We start from the raw sequence: 21736 nt of genomic DNA, 5'->3' as shown, positions 1-21736 counted from the left end.
CGGTGAGGAGTGGCCGGCGTGGACGGTTTCGCCTTCGGCAGGCTCGGCGACGGCCGGGGCGAGGGCGAGGCAGGCGGTGTGGGAGAAGCGGAAGCGGAGGGGCCGGCGGAAGCGGACACCGACGGCGACGGCGATGGTGACGGTGACAGTGCCGGGGAGGACGACTTCGGGGCGGACTTCGCCACCAGCGCGGGAGGGGCACTGGGCGCGGGCGAGGCCGTCAGGCCCGGCCGTGGCCCCGGCTTGTGCGGCGGCGCCGGTACGACCGGAGCCGCCGTGGCTCTCGCCTGCGGTCTGTCCGGCGGCGCGGGGAGTGCCCGGCGACGGCGTACGCGATGACGGCCCCGGCAGCGGCCAGCACCCCCGCCCCCAGCGCCACCTTCACCGGAAGCCCCAGCCCCTCACCCACCACGGCCCCGGCCCCGGCCCCCGACCGAACCACCACCGGCCCCGGCCCCGGCACTGGCGCCTGCCCCGGCAGCAGCCCCGGCACCAGAGCCCGCACCAGCGGAAGCCGCCCCAGCCCCACTCGCTGCACCGGCCGCCCCCGTGGCACCGGCCGACCCTGCGCCAACCGACCCGGCAGCACCCGCAGCGGCTCCCGCACCAGCGGCCCCGGCCGCCGCACCCGCCCCGACCGCACCAGCCGCCGCACCAGCCGCCGCACCCGCCGCGAGTCCCGCGGCGGCCTTGACCGACCAGCCGGCGGCGAACCAGCCGATGACCGCGACCGGCAGCAGCGCGCGCAGCCGCTCGTTGACGTCCGCGACCTCCAGCGCCGCCGTACGGCACTTCGCGCAGCCCTCGAGATGCCTGCGCATCCCCCGCTCGGCACGCGTACGCAGCCTGCCCCGGGCATACGCGCCGAGCCGGTCGGCGTACTGCGCGCAGTCGCCGCCCGCCATCAGCTGCGTATTCACATGCGCCTGCAGATAGGCCTGCTTCAACCCCTCCCGTGCCCGGTGGGCGAGCACCGCCGTCGCGTTGGCGCTCAGCCCGAGCAGCGGGCCGACATCGCTCGGCGACTCCTCCTCCACCGTCGTGTGCCACAGCACCGTCTGCCATCGCTCGGGCAGGCTCCGGAAGGCCTGCACGGCCAGGGACTCCTCGGCCTCCTGCATGGCCCGCACGTCCGCGCCCAGGTTGAGCGTGTCCTCGTCGGCCGTCACCGACGAGGACGCTGCCGACGTGGCGAACACCGCGAAGTCCTCGACCAGCTGCTCGCGCTTCGCCGTCCTCGCCCAGGCCGCCGCGACCCTTCGCACGGTGGTCAGCAGATACGCCCGTACCGCCGAGTCCGGGCCCGAACCGCCGCGCACCGCCTGCAGGGTGCTGGTGAAGACCTCGTTGGTCAGGTCCTCGGCGGTGTGCTCGTCGCGGCAGCAACTACGGGCGTACCGGCGGACCGCGTCGGCATGGCGTCGGTACAGCTCCTCGTACGCCTCACCGCCCTCGCCGCTGCCACGCAGCTGGGCGACCAGCTCGAGATCCGACGGAGGCCCGTCCGCGTCGCCGGCACCGACCTCGGCACCGACCTTGGCACGGACGCCACTACTGGCGTCGGTCCCGGCACCAGCATCGGCGTCGGTCCTGCCGTCGGCCCCGGCATCAGTACTGGCATCGGTACCGCTACCAGACGGCTCGCGACCTGCCTTGGCGGGAAGGGCCGGAAGCCCCGACCGCGCAGGCGTCCGCTGCTGCGGAACCTCGGGATCAGGGCCGTCGCTCCACAGATCCAAGGAGGCGGAAGCGAACGGACCACCCTGGCCGGGCACCTTGTGCGGCGCCGGTGGGTCGTCCGACTCCTCGCTTCTGCGCGGCTCTTCTCGCCCGTCAACACCCATAGCGGATGCTCCCCGTACACGCCGTCACACACGAATACCGAGCAGCGTGACACACGGGAGTGCCTCGGAATCATTTCGCGAACGGCAACCACTCATCCGGGTTCTGTTCGCGCGCTCGAGCACGGGACGTCACTCGAACAGATGAGGATTACTGAACACCAGCCCCCTTCTGCCGACCTCTTCCGTGGGCTCTCCGGAGAAGGAGGCCCACGGAAGCTCCGCGTCGACGGTGATGACTGCCGTGACGACTGCAGTGAAGACCGCTGTGATGACTGCGATCGCGCCGCGGTTACTGCACGGGCCGCGAACGGAGGCCTTCCAGCAGGATGTCCAGCAGCCGCGAGGACGCCGCCGCCTGCTGCGCCGCGTCCGGAAGCGACGGAGCCGCCGTCGCGATCACCAGCAGCACATCGGCGACCGTCACGTCGGCGCGCAGCTCACCGGCCGCCCGCGCCCGCTCGACCAGCCGGCCCACGACGTCGAGCAGCGCCGCGGCACCCGCGTCGTCCCGCTCGTCGACCGCTGTCGGCCGCTGCTCGACCAGCCGCAGCTCGTGCAGCTGACCGCCACCGATCCCCGGCTGCCGCTGCTGCGGCACACGGGCCCGGTCCGGCACTGCGGCCTGCAGGCGCTGCTCCTCGGACTCCACGTCGACGCCGACCCGCAGGACCTGCGGCGGCAGCAGCCGGCCGGCGCCGGACGCCACCGACGTGCGCAGGAACCGGGACAGCGCCGACCACGGCTCGTCCTCCTGCCCCAGTGCCGTCCGCGCCTGCTCGGTGAGCCGGGCCGTCTCTTCCTCGGCTATGCGCCGGACCAGCACGTCCTTGCTCGGGAAGCGGCGGTAGACCGTCCCCACTCCGACCCGGGCCCGGCGCGCCACGTCCTCCATCGGCGCCCCGTACCCCAGCTCGCCGAAGACCTCGCGAGCCGCCCGCAGCACATGTTCCAGATTGCGCTGTGCGTCCACGCGCAACGGCGTATTACGGCCACCCGTGCCGTCAGCCGTCGCGACAGCAGCAGACCAATGAGAGCTCTGAATGTGCATACGTTCCCCCGGTTATGACGTCTCCCCCCGGAGACTCCCCGCCCTGACTGCCGGGGCACGTCTCGACACCCCGACGGAGTACGAACATAGTTGAGCCCAGGTCAAGAAAGAAGGGGGTAGCTCCGCACAGGCCGTCCCCGATTGGAGTACGGACCTGCTCCCCCTTGATTCTGCACCACCGCACCACCCCGCCGCATCCCCCCTGACCTGCGAGCCTTTCCCGCAGAGCGGCTTTCTCGAGACGGACGGATCAGCTCCGGCACCGGTCATACATTTCGCGAGTCCTGTGGACAAACCACCGACGTCGATGCGTCATGAGGAGGAGTTGTGCCACAACGCGAGAACGACCGAGTACGAGCGAGCACGACGGGTACCCGAGTAGAGCCGAGTACAGCCGACAACTGCCGAGGACGACGCGACGACGCGAGGAGGAAGAGGCCTTGGTGAACGAACCGGCGCGGGAGGGGCAGGCAGGACACGAGGGGCAGACGGAGGAAGCAGGCCGGACAGCGCCGGAAGAGCGGGAAAAGCAGGAGCGGCAGGAACAGCAGCAACCGCAGGAGCGGCAGCAACAGCCCACGCGGCAGGCGCAAACACAGCCCACGCCCCCCGAAGGAAACGCGCAGCCCCCCATCCCCACCCGCATCCTCGTCATCGGCGGCGGCTACGTCGGGATGTACACCGCCCTGCACCTCCAACGGAAGCTCAGGCGCGGCGAGGCGGAGATCCTGGTCATCGACCCCGAGCCGTACATGACCTACCAGCCCTTCCTCCCCGAGGCCGCCGCCGGCTCCATCTCTCCCCGCCACGTCGTCGTCCCGCTGCGACGGGCGCTCGGCGAGTGCCAGGTCGTCACCGGTGAGGCGGTCGCCATCGACCACGCCAAGCGCACGGCCAGCATCAAGACCCTCGCCACCGAGGACGAGGGCACCGGCCCCATCGACATCCACTACGAGGAACTGGTCCTGGCCCCCGGCTCCATCTCCCGCACCCTCCCCATCCCGGGCCTCGCCGACTACGGCATCGGCTTCAAGACGGTCGAGGAGGCCATCGGCCTGCGCAACCATGTCCTCGAACAGCTGGACATCGCCTCCTCCACCCGCGACCCCGAGGTGCGCGACGCGGCGCTGACCTTCGTGTTCGTCGGCGGCGGCTACGCGGGCGTCGAAGCGCTCGGCGAGCTGGAGGACATGGCCCGCTACGCCACGCGCTACTACTACAACATCGAGCCGGACGATCTGAAGTTCATCCTGGTCGAGGCCACCGGCCGCATCCTCCCCGAAGTCGGCGAGGACATGGGCCGGTACGCCGTCCGGGAGCTGCGCGGCCGCAACATCGACGTACGCCTCGACACCCGGCTGGACTCCTGCGAGAACCGCGTGGCCGTCCTCAGCGACGGCTCGCGCTTTCCCACGCGCACGATCGTATGGACGGCCGGCGTCAAGCCGCATCCGATCCTCGCCGCCACCGACCTCCCGCTCGACGAGCGCGGCCGGCTCAAGTGCGCCCCGACCCTGCGGATCGAGGGCGTCGAGCACGCGTGGGCGGCGGGGGACGCCGCGTCCGTCCCCGACCTCACGGCCGAGAACGGCGGTACGACCTGCGCCCCCAACGCCCAGCACGCCGTGCGCCAGGCCAAGGTCCTCGCCGAGAACATCCTGTCGTCGCTGCGCGGCAAGGACCTCCAGGACTACCGCCACAAGTACGTCGGCTCGGTCGCCTCGCTCGGCCTCCACAAAGGCGTCGCCCATGTGTACGGGAAGAAGCTCAAGGGCTACCCCGCATGGTTCATGCACCGCGCCTACCACCTCAGCCGGGTGCCGACCTTCAACCGCAAAATGCGCGTCCTCGCCGAATGGACCCTCGCGGGACTCTTCAAACGTGAGATCGTCTCGCTCGGCTCGCTGGAGAACCCCCGGGCCGAGTTCGAACTGGCCGCAGGCACCGGCCGTCACCCGGAAGCGAGTTGAAGCACGGTCCGCCGGCGGGACATCGCGGCAGGTCGCGGGCGGGGACGGGAACACGCGGCGCGTTCACCCGACACGGCGCCTGACGGATGTCAGTCCTGTCGGCCACACTGGTCGTGTGACCATGGGTGGGCTGGTATCAGCGAAGAGTAATAATCATGAGGATTCGGACGTTTGCTGCATTCCTTCGGGGGCCGTTCCCCGCACCGCCGGCGGCGGCCCCACACCGGGCCCGCGGCTGAGCCACCCCACGTGCCCCGCGCGGCACACCACGCGGCACCCCCTGGGGCAGCACTCCACACGGCACCCCACGTGGCATCCCGCGTCGCCGAGCTGATCCGGAACGACTCCGCGAGGTAATCCTCAGTGAACTTCACCCGCTGGAGCGCCCGGCTCCCCGGCACACAGCGCCGAGCAGCGGCCCGCGCCGACCGCACACCCGCCGCGGCCCCACAGGCCTCCGCCGCGTCCACCGCCGCCGGCACCGGATCTGCAACCGGATCCGGGACCGGTCCCGGGACCGGCACCGGCTCCGTGCCCGCCGCCCGGGCCGAGGCCGCCCCGGCCAAGGACGCCGAGCCCGTCACCCTCGACGGCCTCTCCGTCCACGACATCCTCGGCAAGGTCCCCGCCCTCGCCACCGTCGTCTACGGCCCCGACCACCGCATCGCCTACGTCAACGACGCCTACGCCGCCCTCTTCGGCCCCCGCCCCACCGGAACCCGCGCCCGCGACACCCTCCCCGAGCTCGAGGAACTCGGCCTGCTCCCCCTCATGGACCAGGTCCTGCGCAGCGGCAAGCCCCGCACCGTCAAGTCCCGCCGCGTGACCGTCCCCGCACCACCGGACGGGACCACCGCCCAGCCGGCCACCATCGACCGCGGCCCCCGCCCCCGGCACGGCTACTACACCTTCACCTGCTCCCCGATCGCGGTGGGAGAGGGCAAGGACGCCCAGCGCGGCGTCCTCGTCTTCGCCGCCGACGTCACCGACCAGGTGGAAGCGGCAGAGCGCCTGCGCGTCAGCGAACGCCGCCAGCGCGAGGCGGCCGTCACCCTCCAGCGCAGCCTGCTCCCCCAGGAGCTGGAACAGCCCGACGACCTCCGCGTCGCCGCCACGTACCAGCCCGGCGGCAAGGACACCGCCGTAGGCGGTGACTGGTACGACGTGATCACCCTCGGCGCCGGCCGCACCGCCCTCGTCATCGGCGACGTCATGGGCCGCGGCGTTCGCGCCGCAGCCGTCATGGGCCAGCTGCGCACGGCCGTACGGGCCTACGCGCGCCTCGACCTCCCGCCCCACGAGGTCCTGCAGCTCCTCGACGGCCTCGCCGCCGAGATCGACGCCACCCAGATCGCCACCTGCGTCTACGCCGTCCACGACCCCAACGAGGGACGCCTCGTCTACGCCTCCGCCGGGCACCTGCCCATCCTCGTCCGCGACCCCGACGGCACCGTCCGCCGCGCCGCCGAACCCACCGGCCCCCCGCTCGGCACCGGCGGCTGGCTGCACACCTCCGGCACGGTGCCCCTGTGCCCCGGCTCCAGCGCCGTCCTCTATACGGACGGACTCGTCGAACGCCGCGACGAGGACATCGACGAAGGCGTCGCCGCCCTCGAACGCGCCTTCGCCGGAGCCACCGGCTCCCCTCAGGTCATGTGCGACCGCCTCATCCGCGCCCTCGGCGTGACCCAGGAACACGACGACGACGTCGCCGTCCTCGTACTCCAGCACCCCGCCCGCACGGGACACGACGCCGAGCTCTTCCACAACGCCGCGCTCGAGCTCCTCGGCGGAGTCGAGGCCGCACCCCGCGCCCGCGCGTTCGCCTCCGGCGTCCTGGCCAGCTGGCGCTTCCCCACCGACCTCCGTGACCTGGGCGTCCTGGCGGCGAGCGAGCTCGTCGCCAACTCCCTCCAGCACGGCACACCCCCCATGCGCCTCCGCCTGCGCCGCACCGACCGCCGCCTGATCATCGAGGTCACCGACGGCGACGACCACCTCCCGCGCCGACGCCGCGCCGAGCCCGCGGACGAGGCCGGCCGGGGCATCTCGATCATCGCCACGATCGCCTCGTCCTGGGGCTCCCGCCGCACACCGGGCGGCGGAAAGGCGGTGTGGTGCGAGTTCGCCCTGCCGGCAGGGCACGGATGACGGCAGATGACGACATACGAAAGCGCCGGGGGCGGGAAGTAACGACTTCCCGCCCCCGGCGCTCGCGCATCGGCGCGCAGCTATCTGCAGATACAGATCAGGCAGCTACAGGTCAGGTAGCTACGGATCAGGCGGCTACGGCCACGCGATCGGCTGACTCAACCGGCTCGACCGAGTCCGCCGGCTCAACCGAATCCACGGATCCTGCAGCCGCCAGAGCCTCCGCCCGCCGGGTCCGGCCGACGAACGGGTTGTCCTGGGAGGCGGTGAGCCGACGGCCCAGCCGCAGCGCCAGAACGGTGATGCCGAGCGAGAACATGATCAGCAGCGACACGTACGCGACGTGCAGGCCGAGCCCCACCAGCAGCGCGCCCAGCAGCGGCCCCGAGGCCATCGCCAGCTGCTTCACCAGGGCGAAGGCCGAGTTGTACTGACCGATCAGCGACGCCGGCGCCAGGTCGGCCACCAGCGGTGCCACGGTCGGGGACAGCATCGACTCGCCGACGCCGAACAGCACGTACGTCGAGATCAGCAAACCCGTCGCCACCGCCTGGGCCCCGTGCACCAGACCGGACAGCGCCGCCGCGACCCACGCCACGGTCCAGATCAGCCCGACCAGCGCCATGACCCGGCTGCGCCGGCGCCGCTCCACCAGCTTCAGGACGACGAACTGCGTCACCACGATGGCGGCCGTGTTGGCGAACAGCGCGATGCCCAGCATGGCGGGGGAGACCCGAGTGACCTCGGTGGCGTACGCCGCCAGGCCCGCCTCGAACTGTCCGTAGCAGGCGAAGAACATCACGAAGCCCAGCGCGCACAGCCACACCATCGAGCGATCCCGCATCAGGGCGCGCCACGCACCCTCGGGCCGCTCGCCGGTCGGCACCGCGTCCTCGACCTTGGGGGCGGCGGGCAGCCGTACGGTCGCCACGGTCGCACCCAGCACCAGGAACATCACCGACTCGATCCCGAACAGCCGGATGAAGCTCGACGCGGCGTGCTCGTCGACCATGAGGCCACCGATGAGGCCGCCGACGCCGAGGCCCAGGTTGTTGAGGAAGAACTGCGTGGCGAACGAGCGCGAGCGGGTCAGCGGCGTCGAGCACCACACGATCATCGTCGCGAGCGCCGGCTGGATCACCGCTATACCCGCACCGAGCGCGGCGGCGGAGGCGATCACCAGCGGAGTGCTGCCGGACAGCCCCATCCCCAGCGAACCGATCGCCGCCGAGACCGTACCCACGATGGCCACGGGCAGCGGACCCCGCCGGTCGATCGCCCGACCGGTGAAAGGCAGCACGATCAGCGCCGCGACGGCCAGCGTGAACAGCGTCAAGCCCGCTGTCCCCGCTCCCAGGCCCCGCACCTTCGCCACATAGACGTAGAGATACGGAACCGTGAAGCCGTTGCCGAACGCGCTCAGCGCGTTGCCCAGCTGGATCCGGCGCAGAGCCGCGCCCATCGCGGTGGTCACACTCACCCCTTGAACTTGAAGACTTCAGACCTAAACTTCGAAGCTAAACAGTACATGGCGAAGGTCTTTATGTCGAATGGTTTCTGCCATACTGCGGCTCATGGCTGACACCCCCGGGCCCGCCGAACCGAGCCTCGAAGAGCAGATCGCCGCCTACCAGCGCGAGTTTCAGGGCCTCGATCCCCAGGTGGAGCGGGTCGTCTCCGCCCTCAGCCGCCTGAACCGGCGCATGAACGTCGCGTACGGCCGCCAGACCGCCGAGCTCGGCATCAGCAACGCGGAGTGGGAGGTCCTCAAGGCCCTCGTCCTCGCCGGCGAGCCCTACCGCCTCGGCCCCGGCGACCTCGCCAGGCGCCTCGGCCTCACCCCGGCCGCCATGACCCACCGCATCGACCGCATGGTCGCGGAAGGCCTTGTCACACGGGAGCGCGACGAGAGCAACCGCGTGCGCGTCATCGTGGGCATTACAGAGGAGGGGCGAGCCAAGTGGCTCGAGGGCCTCCGGATGGCCACGGTCTTCGAGGAGGAACTGCTCCAGGACCTCTCCGGCGACGAGCGCACCCAGCTCGGCGCGATGCTGACCCGGCTCCTCCGCCGAGTCGAAGAGGCCCAGCCGGACGCCGGCGGACGCCTCACCGACCTGGACTGAGGGCCGGTCAGAGGCGAGTTGACACGGGTCTACCGGATCCGTAGTGTTCTCCGAGTTGTCGCGGGGCCAGTCGGCTCAACGGCGGCACTTCGAGCCGCACTGGCGGCGATCACCACTTGCACGGCCCTTGAACGGGATGAATTTCGGCGTGCCCGGAATTCTGAACGGGATGGCTCGGGACTCCGATTAGGAGCCGCCGGGAAAATCCGCTAAAGTAGTGATCACGCCGGAAGGCGCGAGAAACCCCGCTCCAACAGGGGGCCGGAAACGAAATCCGAACCGACTGCTTCGAATGTGAAGCGGTAAGGAACGGAAAACGGATCTGGTAAGGTTGGAAACAACGAAGGGAAGCGCCCGGAGGAAAGCCCGAGAGGGTGAGTACAAAGGAAGCGTCCGTTCCTTGAGAACTCAACAGCGTGCCAAAAGTCAACGCCAGATATGTTGACACCCCGTCCATCTCGATGGATGAGGTTCCTTTAAAAGTCCTACCGGGTCCGATTACGGATCGGGTGGGCACACACAGCGAGGACGCTGTGAACGACCGGGCCTATTCCGCCTGGTTGTTCCGCTCAACGCGAGTGTGAACCGGATTACCGGTAAACATTCACGGAGAGTTTGATCCTGGCTCAGGACGAACGCTGGCGGCGTGCTTAACACATGCAAGTCGAACGATGAAGCCCTTCGGGGTGGATTAGTGGCGAACGGGTGAGTAACACGTGGGCAATCTGCCCTGCACTCTGGGACAAGCCCTGGAAACGGGGTCTAATACCGGATACGACCTTCGAGCGCATGCTTGAAGGTGGAAAGCTCCGGCGGTGCAGGATGAGCCCGCGGCCTATCAGCTTGTTGGTGGGGTAATGGCCTACCAAGGCGACGACGGGTAGCCGGCCTGAGAGGGCGACCGGCCACACTGGGACTGAGACACGGCCCAGACTCCTACGGGAGGCAGCAGTGGGGAATATTGCACAATGGGCGAAAGCCTGATGCAGCGACGCCGCGTGAGGGATGACGGCCTTCGGGTTGTAAACCTCTTTCAGCAGGGAAGAAGCGAGAGTGACGGTACCTGCAGAAGAAGCGCCGGCTAACTACGTGCCAGCAGCCGCGGTAATACGTAGGGCGCAAGCGTTGTCCGGAATTATTGGGCGTAAAGAGCTCGTAGGCGGCTTGTCACGTCGGATGTGAAAGCCCGGGGCTTAACCCCGGGTCTGCATTCGATACGGGCAGGCTAGAGTTCGGTAGGGGAGATCGGAATTCCTGGTGTAGCGGTGAAATGCGCAGATATCAGGAGGAACACCGGTGGCGAAGGCGGATCTCTGGGCCGATACTGACGCTGAGGAGCGAAAGCGTGGGGAGCGAACAGGATTAGATACCCTGGTAGTCCACGCCGTAAACGTTGGGAACTAGGTGTGGGCGACATTCCACGTCGTCCGTGCCGCAGCTAACGCATTAAGTTCCCCGCCTGGGGAGTACGGCCGCAAGGCTAAAACTCAAAGGAATTGACGGGGGCCCGCACAAGCAGCGGAGCATGTGGCTTAATTCGACGCAACGCGAAGAACCTTACCAAGGCTTGACATACACCGGAAACGGCCAGAGATGGTCGCCCCCTTGTGGTCGGTGTACAGGTGGTGCATGGCTGTCGTCAGCTCGTGTCGTGAGATGTTGGGTTAAGTCCCGCAACGAGCGCAACCCTTGTCCTGTGTTGCCAGCATGCCCTTCGGGGTGATGGGGACTCACAGGAGACTGCCGGGGTCAACTCGGAGGAAGGTGGGGACGACGTCAAGTCATCATGCCCCTTATGTCTTGGGCTGCACACGTGCTACAATGGCCGGTACAATGAGCTGCGATACCGCGAGGTGGAGCGAATCTCAAAAAGCCGGTCTCAGTTCGGATTGGGGTCTGCAACTCGACCCCATGAAGTTGGAGTTGCTAGTAATCGCAGATCAGCATTGCTGCGGTGAATACGTTCCCGGGCCTTGTACACACCGCCCGTCACGTCACGAAAGTCGGTAACACCCGAAGCCGGTGGCCCAACCCTTGTGGAGGGAGCCGTCGAAGGTGGGACTGGCGATTGGGACGAAGTCGTAACAAGGTAGCCGTACCGGAAGGTGCGGCTGGATCACCTCCTTTCTAAGGAGCACATAGCCGACTGCGAGCGAATGACTCGCACGGTTGCTCATGGGTGGAACGTTGACTATTCGGCACAGTTCTTGAGGGATCACTAGTACTGCTTCGGCGTGGAACGTGAATCTTGAAAGACTGGGCCGGGCACGCTGTTGGGTATCTGAGGGTACGGACTTCGGTCTGAACCTTCGCGATGCCGGCCCCGGTAAAGCTTTGCTTCGGCAGAGTGTGACGGGTGGCTGGTCGTTGCTTGAGAACTGCACAGTGGACGCGAGCATCTGTGGCCAAGTTTTTAAGGGCGCACGGTGGATGCCTTGGCACCAGGAACCGATGAAGGACGTGGGAGGCCGCGATAGGCCCCGGGGAGCTGTCAACCGAGCTTTGATCCGGGGGTGTCCGAATGGGGAAACCCGGCAGTCGTCATGGGCTGTCACCCGCTGCTGAACACATAGGCAGTGTGGAGGGAACGCGGGGAAGTGAAACATCTCAGTACCCGCAGGAAGAGAAAACAACCGTGATTCCGGGAGTAGTGGCGAGCGAAACTGGATGAGGCCAAACCGTATGTGTGTGATACCCGGCAGGGGTTGCGCATGCGGGGTTGTGGGATCTCTTTTTCATGGTCTGCCGGCCATGAGACGAGTCAGAAACCGTTGGTGTAGGCGAAGGACATGCGAAAGGTCCGGCGTAGAGGGTAAGACCCCCGTAGCTGAAACATCAACGGCTCGTTTAAGAGACACCCAAGTAGCACGGGGCCCGAGAAATCCCGTGTGAATCTGGCGGGACCACCCGCTAAGCCTAAATATTCCCTGGTGACCGATAGCGGATAGTACCGTGAGGGAATGGTGAAAAGTACCGCGGGAGCGGAGTGAAATAGTACCTGAAACCGTGTGCCTACAAGCCGTGGGAGCGTCGCGCATCAAGCTTGCTTGGTGCGTCGTGACTGCGTGCCTTTTGAAGAATGAGCCTGCGAGTTTGCGGTGTGTTGCGAGGTTAACCCGTGTGGGGAAGCCGTAGCGAAAGCGAGTCCGAATAGGGCGATTGAGTAGCGCGCCCAAGACCCGAAGCGGAGTGATCTAGCCATGGGCAGGTTGAAGCGGAGGTAAGACTTCGTGGAGGACCGAACCCACCAGGGTTGAAAACCTGGGGGATGACCTGTGGTTAGGGGTGAAAGGCCAATCAAACTCCGTGATAGCTGGTTCTCCCCGAAATGCATTTAGGTGCAGCGTCGTGTGTTTCTTGCCGGAGGTAGAGCACTGGATAGGCGATGGGCCCTACCGGGTTACTGACCTTAGCCAAACTCCGAATGCCGGTAAGTGAGAGCGCGGCAGTGAGACTGTGGGGGATAAGCTCCATGGTCGAGAGGGAAACAGCCCAGAGCATCGACTAAGGCCCCTAAGCGTACGCTAAGTGGGAAAGGATGTGGAGTCGCAGAGACAACCAGGAGGTTGGCTTAGAAGCAGCCACCCTTGAAAGAGTGCGTAATAGCTCACTGGTCAAGTGATTCCGCGCCGACAATGTAGCGGGGCTCAAGCGTACCGCCGAAGTCGTGTCATTCACACAATAACCCCAACGGGTGTGTGGATGGGTAGGGGAGCGTCGTGTGCCGGGTGAAGCAGCCGCGGAAGCGAGTTGTGGACGGTTCACGAGTGAGAATGCAGGCATGAGTAGCGATACACACGTGAGAAACGTGTGCGCCGATTGACTAAGGGTTCCTGGGTCAAGCTGATCTGCCCAGGGTAAGTCGGGACCTAAGGCGAGGCCGACAGGCGTAGTCGATGGACAACCGGTTGATATTCCGGTACCCGCTTTGAAACGCCCAATATCGAATCAGGCGATGCTAAGTCCGTGAAGCCGTCCTGGATCCTTCGGGTGAAGGGGAGTGGTGGAGCCGACGAACCAGACTTGTAGTAGGTAAGCGATGGGGTGACGCAGGAAGGTAGTCCAGCCCGGGCGGTGGTAGTCCCGGGGTAAGGGTGTAGGGCGTTGTGTAGGCAAATCCGCACAACATACAGCCTGAGACCTGATGCCGAGCCGATTGTGGTGAAGTGGATGATCCTATGCTGTCGAGAAAAGCCTCTAGCGAGTTTCATGGCGGCCCGTACCCTAAACCGACTCAGGTGGTCAGGTAGAGAATACCGAGGCGTTCGGGTGAACTATGGTTAAGGAACTCGGCAAAATGCCCCCGTAACTTCGGGAGAAGGGGGGCCATGTCCGGTGATGAGTCTTGCACTCTGAGCTGGGTGTGGCCGCAGAGACCAGCGAGAAGCGACTGTTTACTAAAAACACAGGTCCGTGCGAAGCCGTAAGGCGATGTATACGGACTGACGCCTGCCCGGTGCTGGAACGTTAAGGGGACCGGTTAGCTCTGTTTCGACAGGGCGAAGCTGAGAACTTAAGCGCCAGTAAACGGCGGTGGTAACTATAACCATCCTAAGGTAGCGAAATTCCTTGTCGGGTAAGTTCCGACCTGCACGAATGGCGTAACGACTTCTCGACTGTCTCAACCATAGGCCCGGTGAAATTGCACTACGAGTAAAGATGCTCGTTTCGCGCAGCAGGACGGAAAGACCCCGGGACCTTTACTATAGCTTGATATTGGTGTTCGGTTCGGCTTGTGTAGGATAGGTGGGAGACTGTGAAGTCATGGCGCCAGCCATGGTGGAGTCGTCGTTGAAATACCACTCTGGTCGTGCTGGATGTCTAACCTCGGTCCGTGATCCGGATCAGGGACAGTGTCTGGTGGGTAGTTTAACTGGGGCGGTTGCCTCCTAAAGAGTAACGGAGGCGCCCAAAGGTTCCCTCAGCCTGGTTGGCAATCAGGTGTTGAGTGTAAGTGCACAAGGGAGCTTGACTGTGAGACCGACGGGTCGAGCAGGGACGAAAGTCGGGACTAGTGATCCGGCGGTGGCTTGTGGAAGCGCCGTCGCTCAACGGATAAAAGGTACCCCGGGGATAACAGGCTGATCTTCCCCAAGAGTCCATATCGACGGGATGGTTTGGCACCTCGATGTCGGCTCGTCGCATCCTGGGGCTGGAGTCGGTCCCAAGGGTTGGGCTGTTCGCCCATTAAAGCGGTACGCGAGCTGGGTTTAGAACGTCGTGAGACAGTTCGGTCCCTATCCGCTGCGCGCGCAGGAGTCTTGAGAAGGGCTGTCCCTAGTACGAGAGGACCGGGACGGACGAACCTCTGGTGTGCCAGTTGTCCTGCCAAGGGCATGGCTGGTTGGCTACGTTCGGGAGGGATAACCGCTGAAAGCATCTAAGCGGGAAGCCTGCTTCGAGATGAGGACTCCCACCCACTTGATGGGGTAAGGCTCCCAGTAGACGACTGGGTTGATAGGCCAGGTGTGGAAGACCGGTAACGGTTGGAGCTGACTGGTACTAATAGGCCGAGGGCTTGTCCTCAGTTGCTCGCGTCCACTGTGTTAGTTCTGAAGTAACGAACTCGCCTTGCTGGCTGGAGTTCTAACTTTATAGTGTTTCGGTGGTCATAGCGTTAGGGAAACGCCCGGTTACATTCCGAACCCGGAAGCTAAGCCTTTCAGCGCCGATGGTACTGCAGGGGGGACCCTGTGGGAGAGTAGGACGCCGCCGAACTCCTTTTGAAGAAAGCCCTGGCAGGGTTCCCCTGCCAGGGCTTTCTTGCGTTTCCGGACCTTTTCGCGTTCAGCGCCTTTTATGCGGTCTGGCGCTCATACCGCCACCACTTGGCCCGTCGCCTCACCGTCGCCGTTCTCGTCGCCCCTCCGCACCGCGGCGTTTCGTTCCGCCCAGCCCAGAAGCGCGGTGCGGCAGGCGCGGTCCATGTGCCGTAGCCCGCTCAGGTCCAGTTCGACGCCGTAGCCCGTGCGGGGCAGCGCGTCGAGCTCGTCCAGCAGCCTGGGCAGGCGCAGGAAGTTGGCGTTGCCGAGCACGCGCGCGTGGATGACGCCGTCGGGACGGGTCACCGTCTCGATGTGGACGTGGGAGGTCTCCCAGGCCGCCTTCACGACGGCGGTGAGCAGGCCGACGATGACGCCCTCGAAGAGGTTGGTGACCACGATCGCCGTGGTGGTCGTCAGCAGTACGGCCACTTCACCGCGGTGGTCCCGCCACAGCGGGCCGAGTTCCCTCCCCGGCAGGAGCTTCCAGCCCGCGTGGACGAGCACGCCGGCGAGAGCGGCGACCGGGATGAGCTCGAGGGCCCAGGGCAGAAGGGTGACGAAGACCAGCATCCAGACGCCGTGCAGTACGCGGGAGGCCTTCGTCCGCGCGCCCGCGTTCACATTGGCCGAGCTGCGGACGATCACGGCCGTCATCGGCAGTGAACCGAGCACGCCGCACAGGGTGTTGCCGGCACCTTGCGCGATGAGCTCCTTGTCGTAGTCCGTGTGGGGGCCGTCGTGGAGCCGGTCGACGGCCGCCGCGCTGAACAGCGTTTCCGCGGAGGCGATGAGGGCGAAGGCCAGGACGGTCCCGAGCACGCCGAACTCCGTCAGCCGCGCGAAGTCCCCCCCGCCCGGTGGCTGGATCGCGTCGAAGAGACCGCGCACCTGCACTCGGTCGACGGGCAGCCGCAGCAGTGCGACCACGGCGGTGGCCAGTGCGACCGCCACCAGCGGTCCGGGCACCACCCGCTGGGCCTGCCGCCAGCGCGGCCACAGGGCCAGTACGGCCGCGGTGCCGGCGCCGACCGCGACGGCGGCCATCGCGTCGCCCGAGGCGAGGGTGTCGGTGAGCAGGGTGACGAGGCCGCCCAGCTTCTCCAGGCCCCCGGCGGGCGGGTCCGCGTCGGCGAGCGCGTAGAGCTGACCGGCGATGAGGACGACGCCGATGCCCGCGAGCATTCCCTGCACCACCGCTACGGAGATGGCCCGGAACCAGCGCCCCAGTTTGAGCAGACCCATGGCGACCTGGAGCAGTCCGGCGGTGAGCACCAGCACGCCGAGGGCCCTGAGCCCGTACTCCCGCACGGCTTCGTAGACGAGCACGGTCAGGCCGGCCGCCGGCCCGCTGACCTGCAGGCTGCTGCCCGGTAGCAGCCCGGTGAGGAGGCCGCCGACGATGCCGGTGACGAGGCCCAGTTCGACGGGGACGCCGGACGCGACGGCGATGCCGACCGAGAGCGGCACGGCTATGAGGAAGACGACCAGCGACGCGGTGAAGTCGGCCCGGAGGTTGGCCTTGAGGGTGCTCATCAAGCCAACGCGGGGTCCGGCATTTCGGGCATGGCGGAAGGATTTCTTCTGCATGAGGATGGCCTCCAGCGCGCTCCAGGCGCGCAGCGATGCGATGGGGATCGTTGCGTCGTTGCGGGACAGGCGGAGTGGGGTGTGGCGGCGGTGGGGAGTGAGGTCGAGCAGAACGGTGGTGAGCCGAGGCGAGCGGGGAGCGGTGAATCCGTTAATCACTCGACCATATTTTGGCCAAGTTGTGGTGCGGATCAGCGAGTTGATGTGTAACCACGATGTAAACGCGGTGTCGAGCAAGGTGCCGAACAGCAGGAGCGGACGGTTCCGATCACCCCGGCGGAATCCCACGGGCATGGGTCCGCCACCTCCGCCTCATGCGTACCGATGCCCGGACAAAGAACCCGCACCGCGCCGACGAATGCGAAGATGACCGGCCTACGACCCGTCGATGCCGGCCGGCGCGCACTCGGCCCCCCGCCGGACGACCAGCGCAGCGAGAAGGTGAGCCCGTGAGCCCCGTGGCACAGAAAGTCGCCGTCCTCGGTACCGGAAAGATCGGCGAGGCCCTCCTCAGCGGAATGATCCGCGCCGGCTGGTCGACGGACGACCTGATGTGCACCGCCCGCCGGCCGGAGCGCGCCGAGGTCCTCCGGATCCGCTACGGCGTCGAGGCCGTCACCAACACCGAGGCCGCCAAGGCCGCCGACACCCTCATCCTGGCCGTCAAGCCGCAGGACATGGCGACCCTGCTCGGTGAACTGGCCCCGCACCTGACCGCCGACCGGCTGGTCATCAGCGCCGCGGCCGGCGTGCCCACCGCCTTCTTCGAGGAGCGGCTCCCGGCCGGCACGCCTGTCGTGCGGGTCATGCCCAACACCCCCGTACTCGTCGACGAGGGCATGTCCGTCATCTCCGGCGGCTCCCACGCCACCGAGGAGCACCTCCTCCGCACCGAGGCGATCTTCAAACCCGTGGGCAAGACGCTCCGCGTCCCCGAGACCCAGCAGGACGCGGCGACCGCGCTGTCCGGCTCCGGCCCCGCGTACTTCTACTACCTTGTCGAGGCCATGACCGACGCCGGCATCCTCCTCGGCCTCCCGCGCGACAAGGCCCACGACCTCATCGTCCAGGCCGCCATCGGCGCCGCCGTCATGCTCCGCGACAGCGGCGAGCACCCGGTGAAGCTCCGCGAGGCCGTCACATCCCCCGCCGGTACGACGATCAGCGCGATCCGCGAGCTGGAGAAGCACGGCGTACGAGCCGCCCTGATCGCCGCCCTCGAGGCGGCCCGCGACCGAAGCCGGGAGCTCGCCTCGGGGGGCGCCTGAGAAAACCGGTCCTGAGGAATCCGGTCCTGACGAACCGCTTCTGAACGAGGAGGAGGCCCGGTCCCATGACCGGTGAGGCGGAACGGGCCGGGCGGCGGCGCCTGCGTTTCGCTGTGCTCGGGCCTGTTCGCGCCTGGCGGGGAGACGAGCCGCTGAACACCGGGGCTCCGCAGCAGCGGGCCCTGCGAGCCGCCCTGCTGCTGCGCGGCGGACGGACCGCCACCGCGCCCGAGCTCGTCGACGCCTTGTGGGGCGAGGACCACCCGCGCGCTGCGCCGGCGGCGTTACGGACGTACGCCGCGCGGCTGCGGAAGATGCTCGGCCCGGATGCGGACGCGCTGGTGAGCGAGTCGAGCGGTTACGCGCTCCAGGTCGGCCCCGGCGGGCTCGACATCGACGCGGCCGAGCGGCTGGCGGCGGAGGCCGACACGGCACGCGGCAGCGGGAACCCGGCGCGGGCGCGGGGCCTGATGAACGACGCCCTGGCGCTGTGGCACGGCGAACCCCTGGCCGAGGTGCCGGGACCGTACGCGCAGGCGCAACGAGCACGCTTGGCCGAGCGGCGGCTGAGCCTGCTGGAGACGCGCCTCGCCCTGGACCTCGACGTGGGCGCGCGTGCGGAGTCCGTCTCGGAGCTGACCGCCCTGACGGCCGCGTATCCGCTGCGCGAGCTGCTGCGGGAACTGCTGATGCTCGCGCTGTACCGCAGCGACCGCCGGAGCGAAGCGCTGGCGGTCTACGCCGACACCCGGCGCCTGCTCGCCGACGAACTGGGCGTCGACCCCCGCCCGGAACTCACCGAGCTGCGGCAGCGCATCCTCGACGGCGACGCCGGCCTCGGCGTCTCCTCGACCACGGCCGGCGGCGCTCCGCCCGGACCGGCCTTCATCCGGCCCGCGCAACTCCCGGCGAGCGTCTCCGACTTCACCGGCCGCGCCGCCGCCGCCGTCGACGAGCTCGGCTCTCACATCGCCGCCGCGGCCGGCGAACGCGGCCATGGCGCCGTCGTGGCCGTGGCGGGCATCGGCGGCGTCGGCAAGACGACTCTCGCCGTCCATGCCGCGCACACCGGCCGCCGCCACTTCCCCGACGGCCAGCTCTACGCGGACCTGCAAGGCGCGGGTACGTCCCCGGCCGCCCCCGAGGCCGTCCTCGGCTCTTTCCTCCGCGCCCTGGGACTGCACGATTCCGAGATTCCGGACGGATTGCCGGAACGCGTCGCCCGCTATCGATCCGTCCTCGCCGACCGCCGTGTTCTCGTCCTCCTCGACAACGCCCGCGACGCGTCCCAGGTCCACCCCCTGCTGCCCGGCAACGCCGGCTGCGCGACCCTCGTCACCAGCCGCAACCGCATGATCGACCTTGCCTGCGCGCACGTCGTCGACCTCGGCGTGATGCCCCCGCCCGAGGCACTCGAGCTGTTCACCGCGATCGTCGGAGCCGAGCGGACCGCCGCCGAACCCGACGCCGCGATGGCCGTCCTCTCCGCCTGCGGCTTTCTCCCTCTCGCCATCCGCATCGCCGCCGCCCGCCTGGCCTCCCGGCGCAGCTGGAGCGTCTCGGTACTCGCGCTCAAGCTCGGCGACGAACGCCGCCGCCTCGACGAACTGCACGCCGGCGACCTCGCCGTGACCGCGACCTTCGAACTCGGCTACGCCCTCACCCCCGAGCAGGCCCGGGCCTTCCGCCACCTCAGCGTGGCCGACGCCCCCGACCTCTCGTCCTCCGCGGCCGAGGCCCTCCTCGGCACGCGGACCGCCACCCCCGCCGGCGAATTGCTGAAAGCGCTCGTCGACACCTCACTCCTGGAGACCCCAGCTCCCGGTCGCTACCGCCTGCACGACCTCGTACGCCTCTACGCCCGCACGCGCATCGACAGCGACGAGCAGGCGCAACGGGAAGCCGACGCCGCCACCTCCCGCCTCCTCGACTTCTACCTGGCCACGGCCGCCCGGGTGTACGCGCTGGCGCGCCCCGGCGACCGACTCGTGCACCATCTGGCCCCCACACACCACCCCGGCCTTCCTCTCAGGACGCAGAGCGAGGCCGTCGACTGGCTGTTCACCGAAGCCCGCTGCCTCCTGACCACGGCCGCCCAGGCCTGCCAGGGGAACGCCGGCGTGCGCGGGCCTGCTGGCAGGAGGCGCTGTCGGTCCACGAACGCCTGGAGTCAGCAGAACAGGCCGAGGTCCGTCACCTCCTCGAGTGAACGGGTGACCGGCCCTACCGGGAAGAGCCGCCCGACGGCAGGGGCGGCATCAGGCCGATCGCCCGGTACGCCGCGTCGACCGTCGGCCGGGCGAGCGACCGCGCCTGCTCGGCACCCGCCCGCAGGACCTCGTCCACATGTCCCGGATCGGCGCACAGCCGCGCATGCCGTTCCCTGACGGGTCGCAGCAGCTCAACGACCGCGTCGGCCGTGTCCCGTTTCAGCGCGCCGTACGAGGCGTACGACGCCGCCAGCTCCACCGGACTCCGGTGCGTGCACGCCGCCAGGATCTCCAGCAGGTTGGTGACGCCGGGCTGCCCCTCGCGGTCGTACGTCACCTCGCTCCCGCTGTCGGTCACCGCCCGCATCACCTTCTTGTGCACGACATCCGGCTCGTCGAGCAGATAGACGATGCCGGACGTCTCCGCGTGCGACTTCCCCATCTTGGAGGTCGGGTCCTGCAGGTCCATGACCCGAGCGGCCACCGTAGGGAGCACGGCCCTGGGGACGGTGAAGGCGTGCCCGTAGCGCTGGTTGAAGCGGGCGGCCAGGTCGCGCGTCAGCTCTACGTGCTGAGCCTGGTCGTCACCCACTGGGACCTCGTCCGCCCCATAGGCGAGGATGTCCGCCGCCATGAGGACGGGGTACGTCAGCAGCGACAGCCGTACGCTCCCGCCCGTGGCCCGCTCCCGTGCCGCCTTCTCCTTGTACTGGATCATCCGGCGCATCTCCCCGTCGGTGGCGGTGCACTCGAGGAGATACGCCAGCCGGGTGTGCTCGTCCACGTGACTCTGTACGAACACGGTGCAGTGCGCCGGATCGAGCCCGGCCGCCAGGAGAAGCGTCGCGGCTTGCCGGCTGAGCCTCCGCACGCGGGCCGGGTCGTGCTCGACGGTCAGCGCGTGCAGGTCGACGACGCAGAAGAGGGCCTCGGCGCGGTGCTGGTCCGTGTCCACCCACTGGCGGACGGCGCCGAGGTAGTTGCCGAGGGTCAGGTGGCCCGTGGGCTTGATGCCGCTGAAGATGCGTGTCATGGGTCGGTGCGCTCCTTGTGGATGAGGACGCCACCGCCACAGACAGCAAACCGGCCGCCGAGGCGGCGGCCGGTCGCGTGCATGCGCAAGAGGTGGGCCGCCGTCAGGCGGCCCACCACTGCTGGACGAGCGCATGCTTGGTCATGGGCTGACGGTACGCCGCCGAAACCCCCTTGCGCCACGGGTTTGATGCGGCCTACGCGAGCGTGTAGAGTTCTTCGAGTTGCCGCGGCGTCCCCTGAGGAAGCCGGGGCGGCACTTCGAGCCGCACTGGCGGCGATCACCACTTGCACGGCCCTTGAACGGGATGAATTTCGGCGTGCCCGGAATTCTGAACGGGATGGCTCGGGACTCCGATTAGGAGCCGCCGGGAAAATCCGCTAAAGTAGTGATCACGCCGGAAGGCGCGAGAAACCCCGCTCCAACAGGGGGCCGGAAACGAAATCCGAACCGACTGCTTCGAATGTGAAGCGGTAAGGAACGGAAAACGGATCTGGTAAGGTTGGAAACAACGAAGGGAAGCGCCCGGAGGAAAGCCCGAGAGGGTGAGTACAAAGGAAGCGTCCGTTCCTTGAGAACTCAACAGCGTGCCAAAAGTCAACGCCAGATATGTTGACACCCCGTCCATCTCGATGGATGAGGTTCCTTTAAAAGTCCTACCGGGTCCTTTGCGGATCGGGTGGGCACACACAGCGAGGACGCTGTGAACGACCGGGCCTATTCCGCCTGGTTGTTCC

At 67.7% G+C, this 21736-nt stretch carries 8 protein-coding genes, 3 rRNA genes and 2 pseudogenes; 8 read left to right on the top strand and 5 right to left on the bottom strand.

The features are described 5' to 3' along the window. Positions 1-122: 122 nt before the first annotated feature. Positions 123-1844, bottom strand: a pseudogene (locus J1792_RS35690) (sigma-70 family RNA polymerase sigma factor); the annotation flags it as partial. Between the two features lie 289 nt (positions 1845-2133). Beyond that, positions 2134-2892, bottom strand: a complete 759-nt coding sequence (locus J1792_RS04940) for a TetR/AcrR family transcriptional regulator (RefSeq protein WP_086572981.1) — start codon at positions 2890-2892, stop codon at positions 2134-2136. Between the two features lie 632 nt (positions 2893-3524). On the opposite strand from J1792_RS04940, the gene J1792_RS04935 reads away from it, so the two are divergent. Further along, on the top strand, positions 3525-4862 hold the full coding sequence (locus J1792_RS04935) for an NAD(P)/FAD-dependent oxidoreductase (RefSeq protein WP_278251605.1): 1338 nt from the start codon (positions 3525-3527) through the stop codon (positions 4860-4862). Between the two features lie 363 nt (positions 4863-5225). Next, a complete protein-coding gene (locus tag J1792_RS04930) occupies positions 5226-7013 on the top strand; it encodes an ATP-binding SpoIIE family protein phosphatase (RefSeq protein ID WP_207246705.1) in 1788 nt (595 codons plus the stop codon). Between the two features lie 127 nt (positions 7014-7140). Here J1792_RS04930 and J1792_RS04925 read toward each other — a convergent pair whose 3' ends face one another. Then, entirely contained in the window at positions 7141-8487 is a 1347-nt protein-coding gene (locus J1792_RS04925; protein ID WP_207246704.1) for an MFS transporter, read from the bottom strand. 100 nt (positions 8488-8587) lie between these two features. Between J1792_RS04925 and J1792_RS04920 the strand changes: the two genes are divergently transcribed. From J1792_RS04920 to rrf, 4 genes are all read left to right on the top strand, one after another. Beyond that, positions 8588-9136 (top strand): MarR family winged helix-turn-helix transcriptional regulator, encoded by a 549-nt coding sequence (locus J1792_RS04920; protein ID WP_086574500.1) that lies wholly within the window; start codon positions 8588-8590, stop codon positions 9134-9136. Positions 9137-9739: 603 nt separating this feature from the next. Then, positions 9740-11263 (top strand): 16S ribosomal RNA (locus tag J1792_RS04915). A 276-nt stretch (positions 11264-11539) separates the two neighbouring features. Next, positions 11540-14662, top strand: a 23S ribosomal RNA gene (locus J1792_RS04910). Between the two features lie 75 nt (positions 14663-14737). Next, positions 14738-14854 (top strand): 5S ribosomal RNA (gene rrf, locus J1792_RS04905). The 16S, 23S and 5S rRNA genes sit together here, the layout of an rRNA operon. A gap of 95 nt (positions 14855-14949) precedes the next feature. On the opposite strand, the gene J1792_RS04900 is transcribed toward rrf, so the two are convergent. Next, positions 14950-16434, bottom strand: a complete 1485-nt coding sequence (locus J1792_RS04900) for a SulP family inorganic anion transporter (RefSeq protein WP_086574556.1) — start codon at positions 16432-16434, stop codon at positions 14950-14952. A 512-nt stretch (positions 16435-16946) separates the two neighbouring features. On the opposite strand from J1792_RS04900, the gene proC reads away from it, so the two are divergent. Both proC and J1792_RS04890 read left to right on the top strand, forming a co-directional pair. After that, positions 16947-17756, top strand: a complete 810-nt coding sequence (proC, locus tag J1792_RS04895) for a pyrroline-5-carboxylate reductase (protein WP_086574562.1) — start codon at positions 16947-16949, stop codon at positions 17754-17756. Positions 17757-17821: 65 nt separating this feature from the next. Then, a pseudogene (locus J1792_RS04890) lies at positions 17822-20041 on the top strand (AfsR/SARP family transcriptional regulator); the annotation flags it as partial. On the opposite strand, the gene trpS reads toward J1792_RS04890, so the two are convergent. After that, positions 19980-20999: a tryptophan--tRNA ligase gene (gene trpS / locus J1792_RS04885; protein WP_086574560.1), complete on the bottom strand. Its 1020-nt coding sequence runs from the start codon at positions 20997-20999 to the stop codon at positions 19980-19982. The pseudogene J1792_RS04890 and the gene trpS sit on opposite strands and share 62 nt — an antisense overlap. Between the last annotated feature and the right edge of the window lie 737 nt (positions 21000-21736).

Origin of the sequence: Streptomyces triculaminicus (assembly GCF_017349075.1) — a bacterium.
GTDB lineage: Bacteria > Actinomycetota > Actinomycetes > Streptomycetales > Streptomycetaceae > Streptomyces > Streptomyces triculaminicus.
The sequence above is the reverse complement of the archived record's forward strand: the minus strand, read 5'-3'. Positions and strand labels throughout refer to the sequence as shown.

Coding starts and splice junctions, on each gene's coding strand:
- J1792_RS04920 (WP_086574500.1), top strand. CDS start 8,588: ATGGCTGACACCCCCGGGCCCGCCGAACCGAGCCTCGAAGAGCAGATC.
- J1792_RS04940 (WP_086572981.1), bottom strand. CDS start 2,892: ATGCACATTCAGAGCTCTCATTGGTCTGCTGCTGTCGCGACGGCTGAC.
- J1792_RS04900 (WP_086574556.1), bottom strand. CDS start 16,434: ATGAGCACCCTCAAGGCCAACCTCCGGGCCGACTTCACCGCGTCGCTG.
- trpS (WP_086574560.1), bottom strand. CDS start 20,999: ATGACACGCATCTTCAGCGGCATCAAGCCCACGGGCCACCTGACCCTC.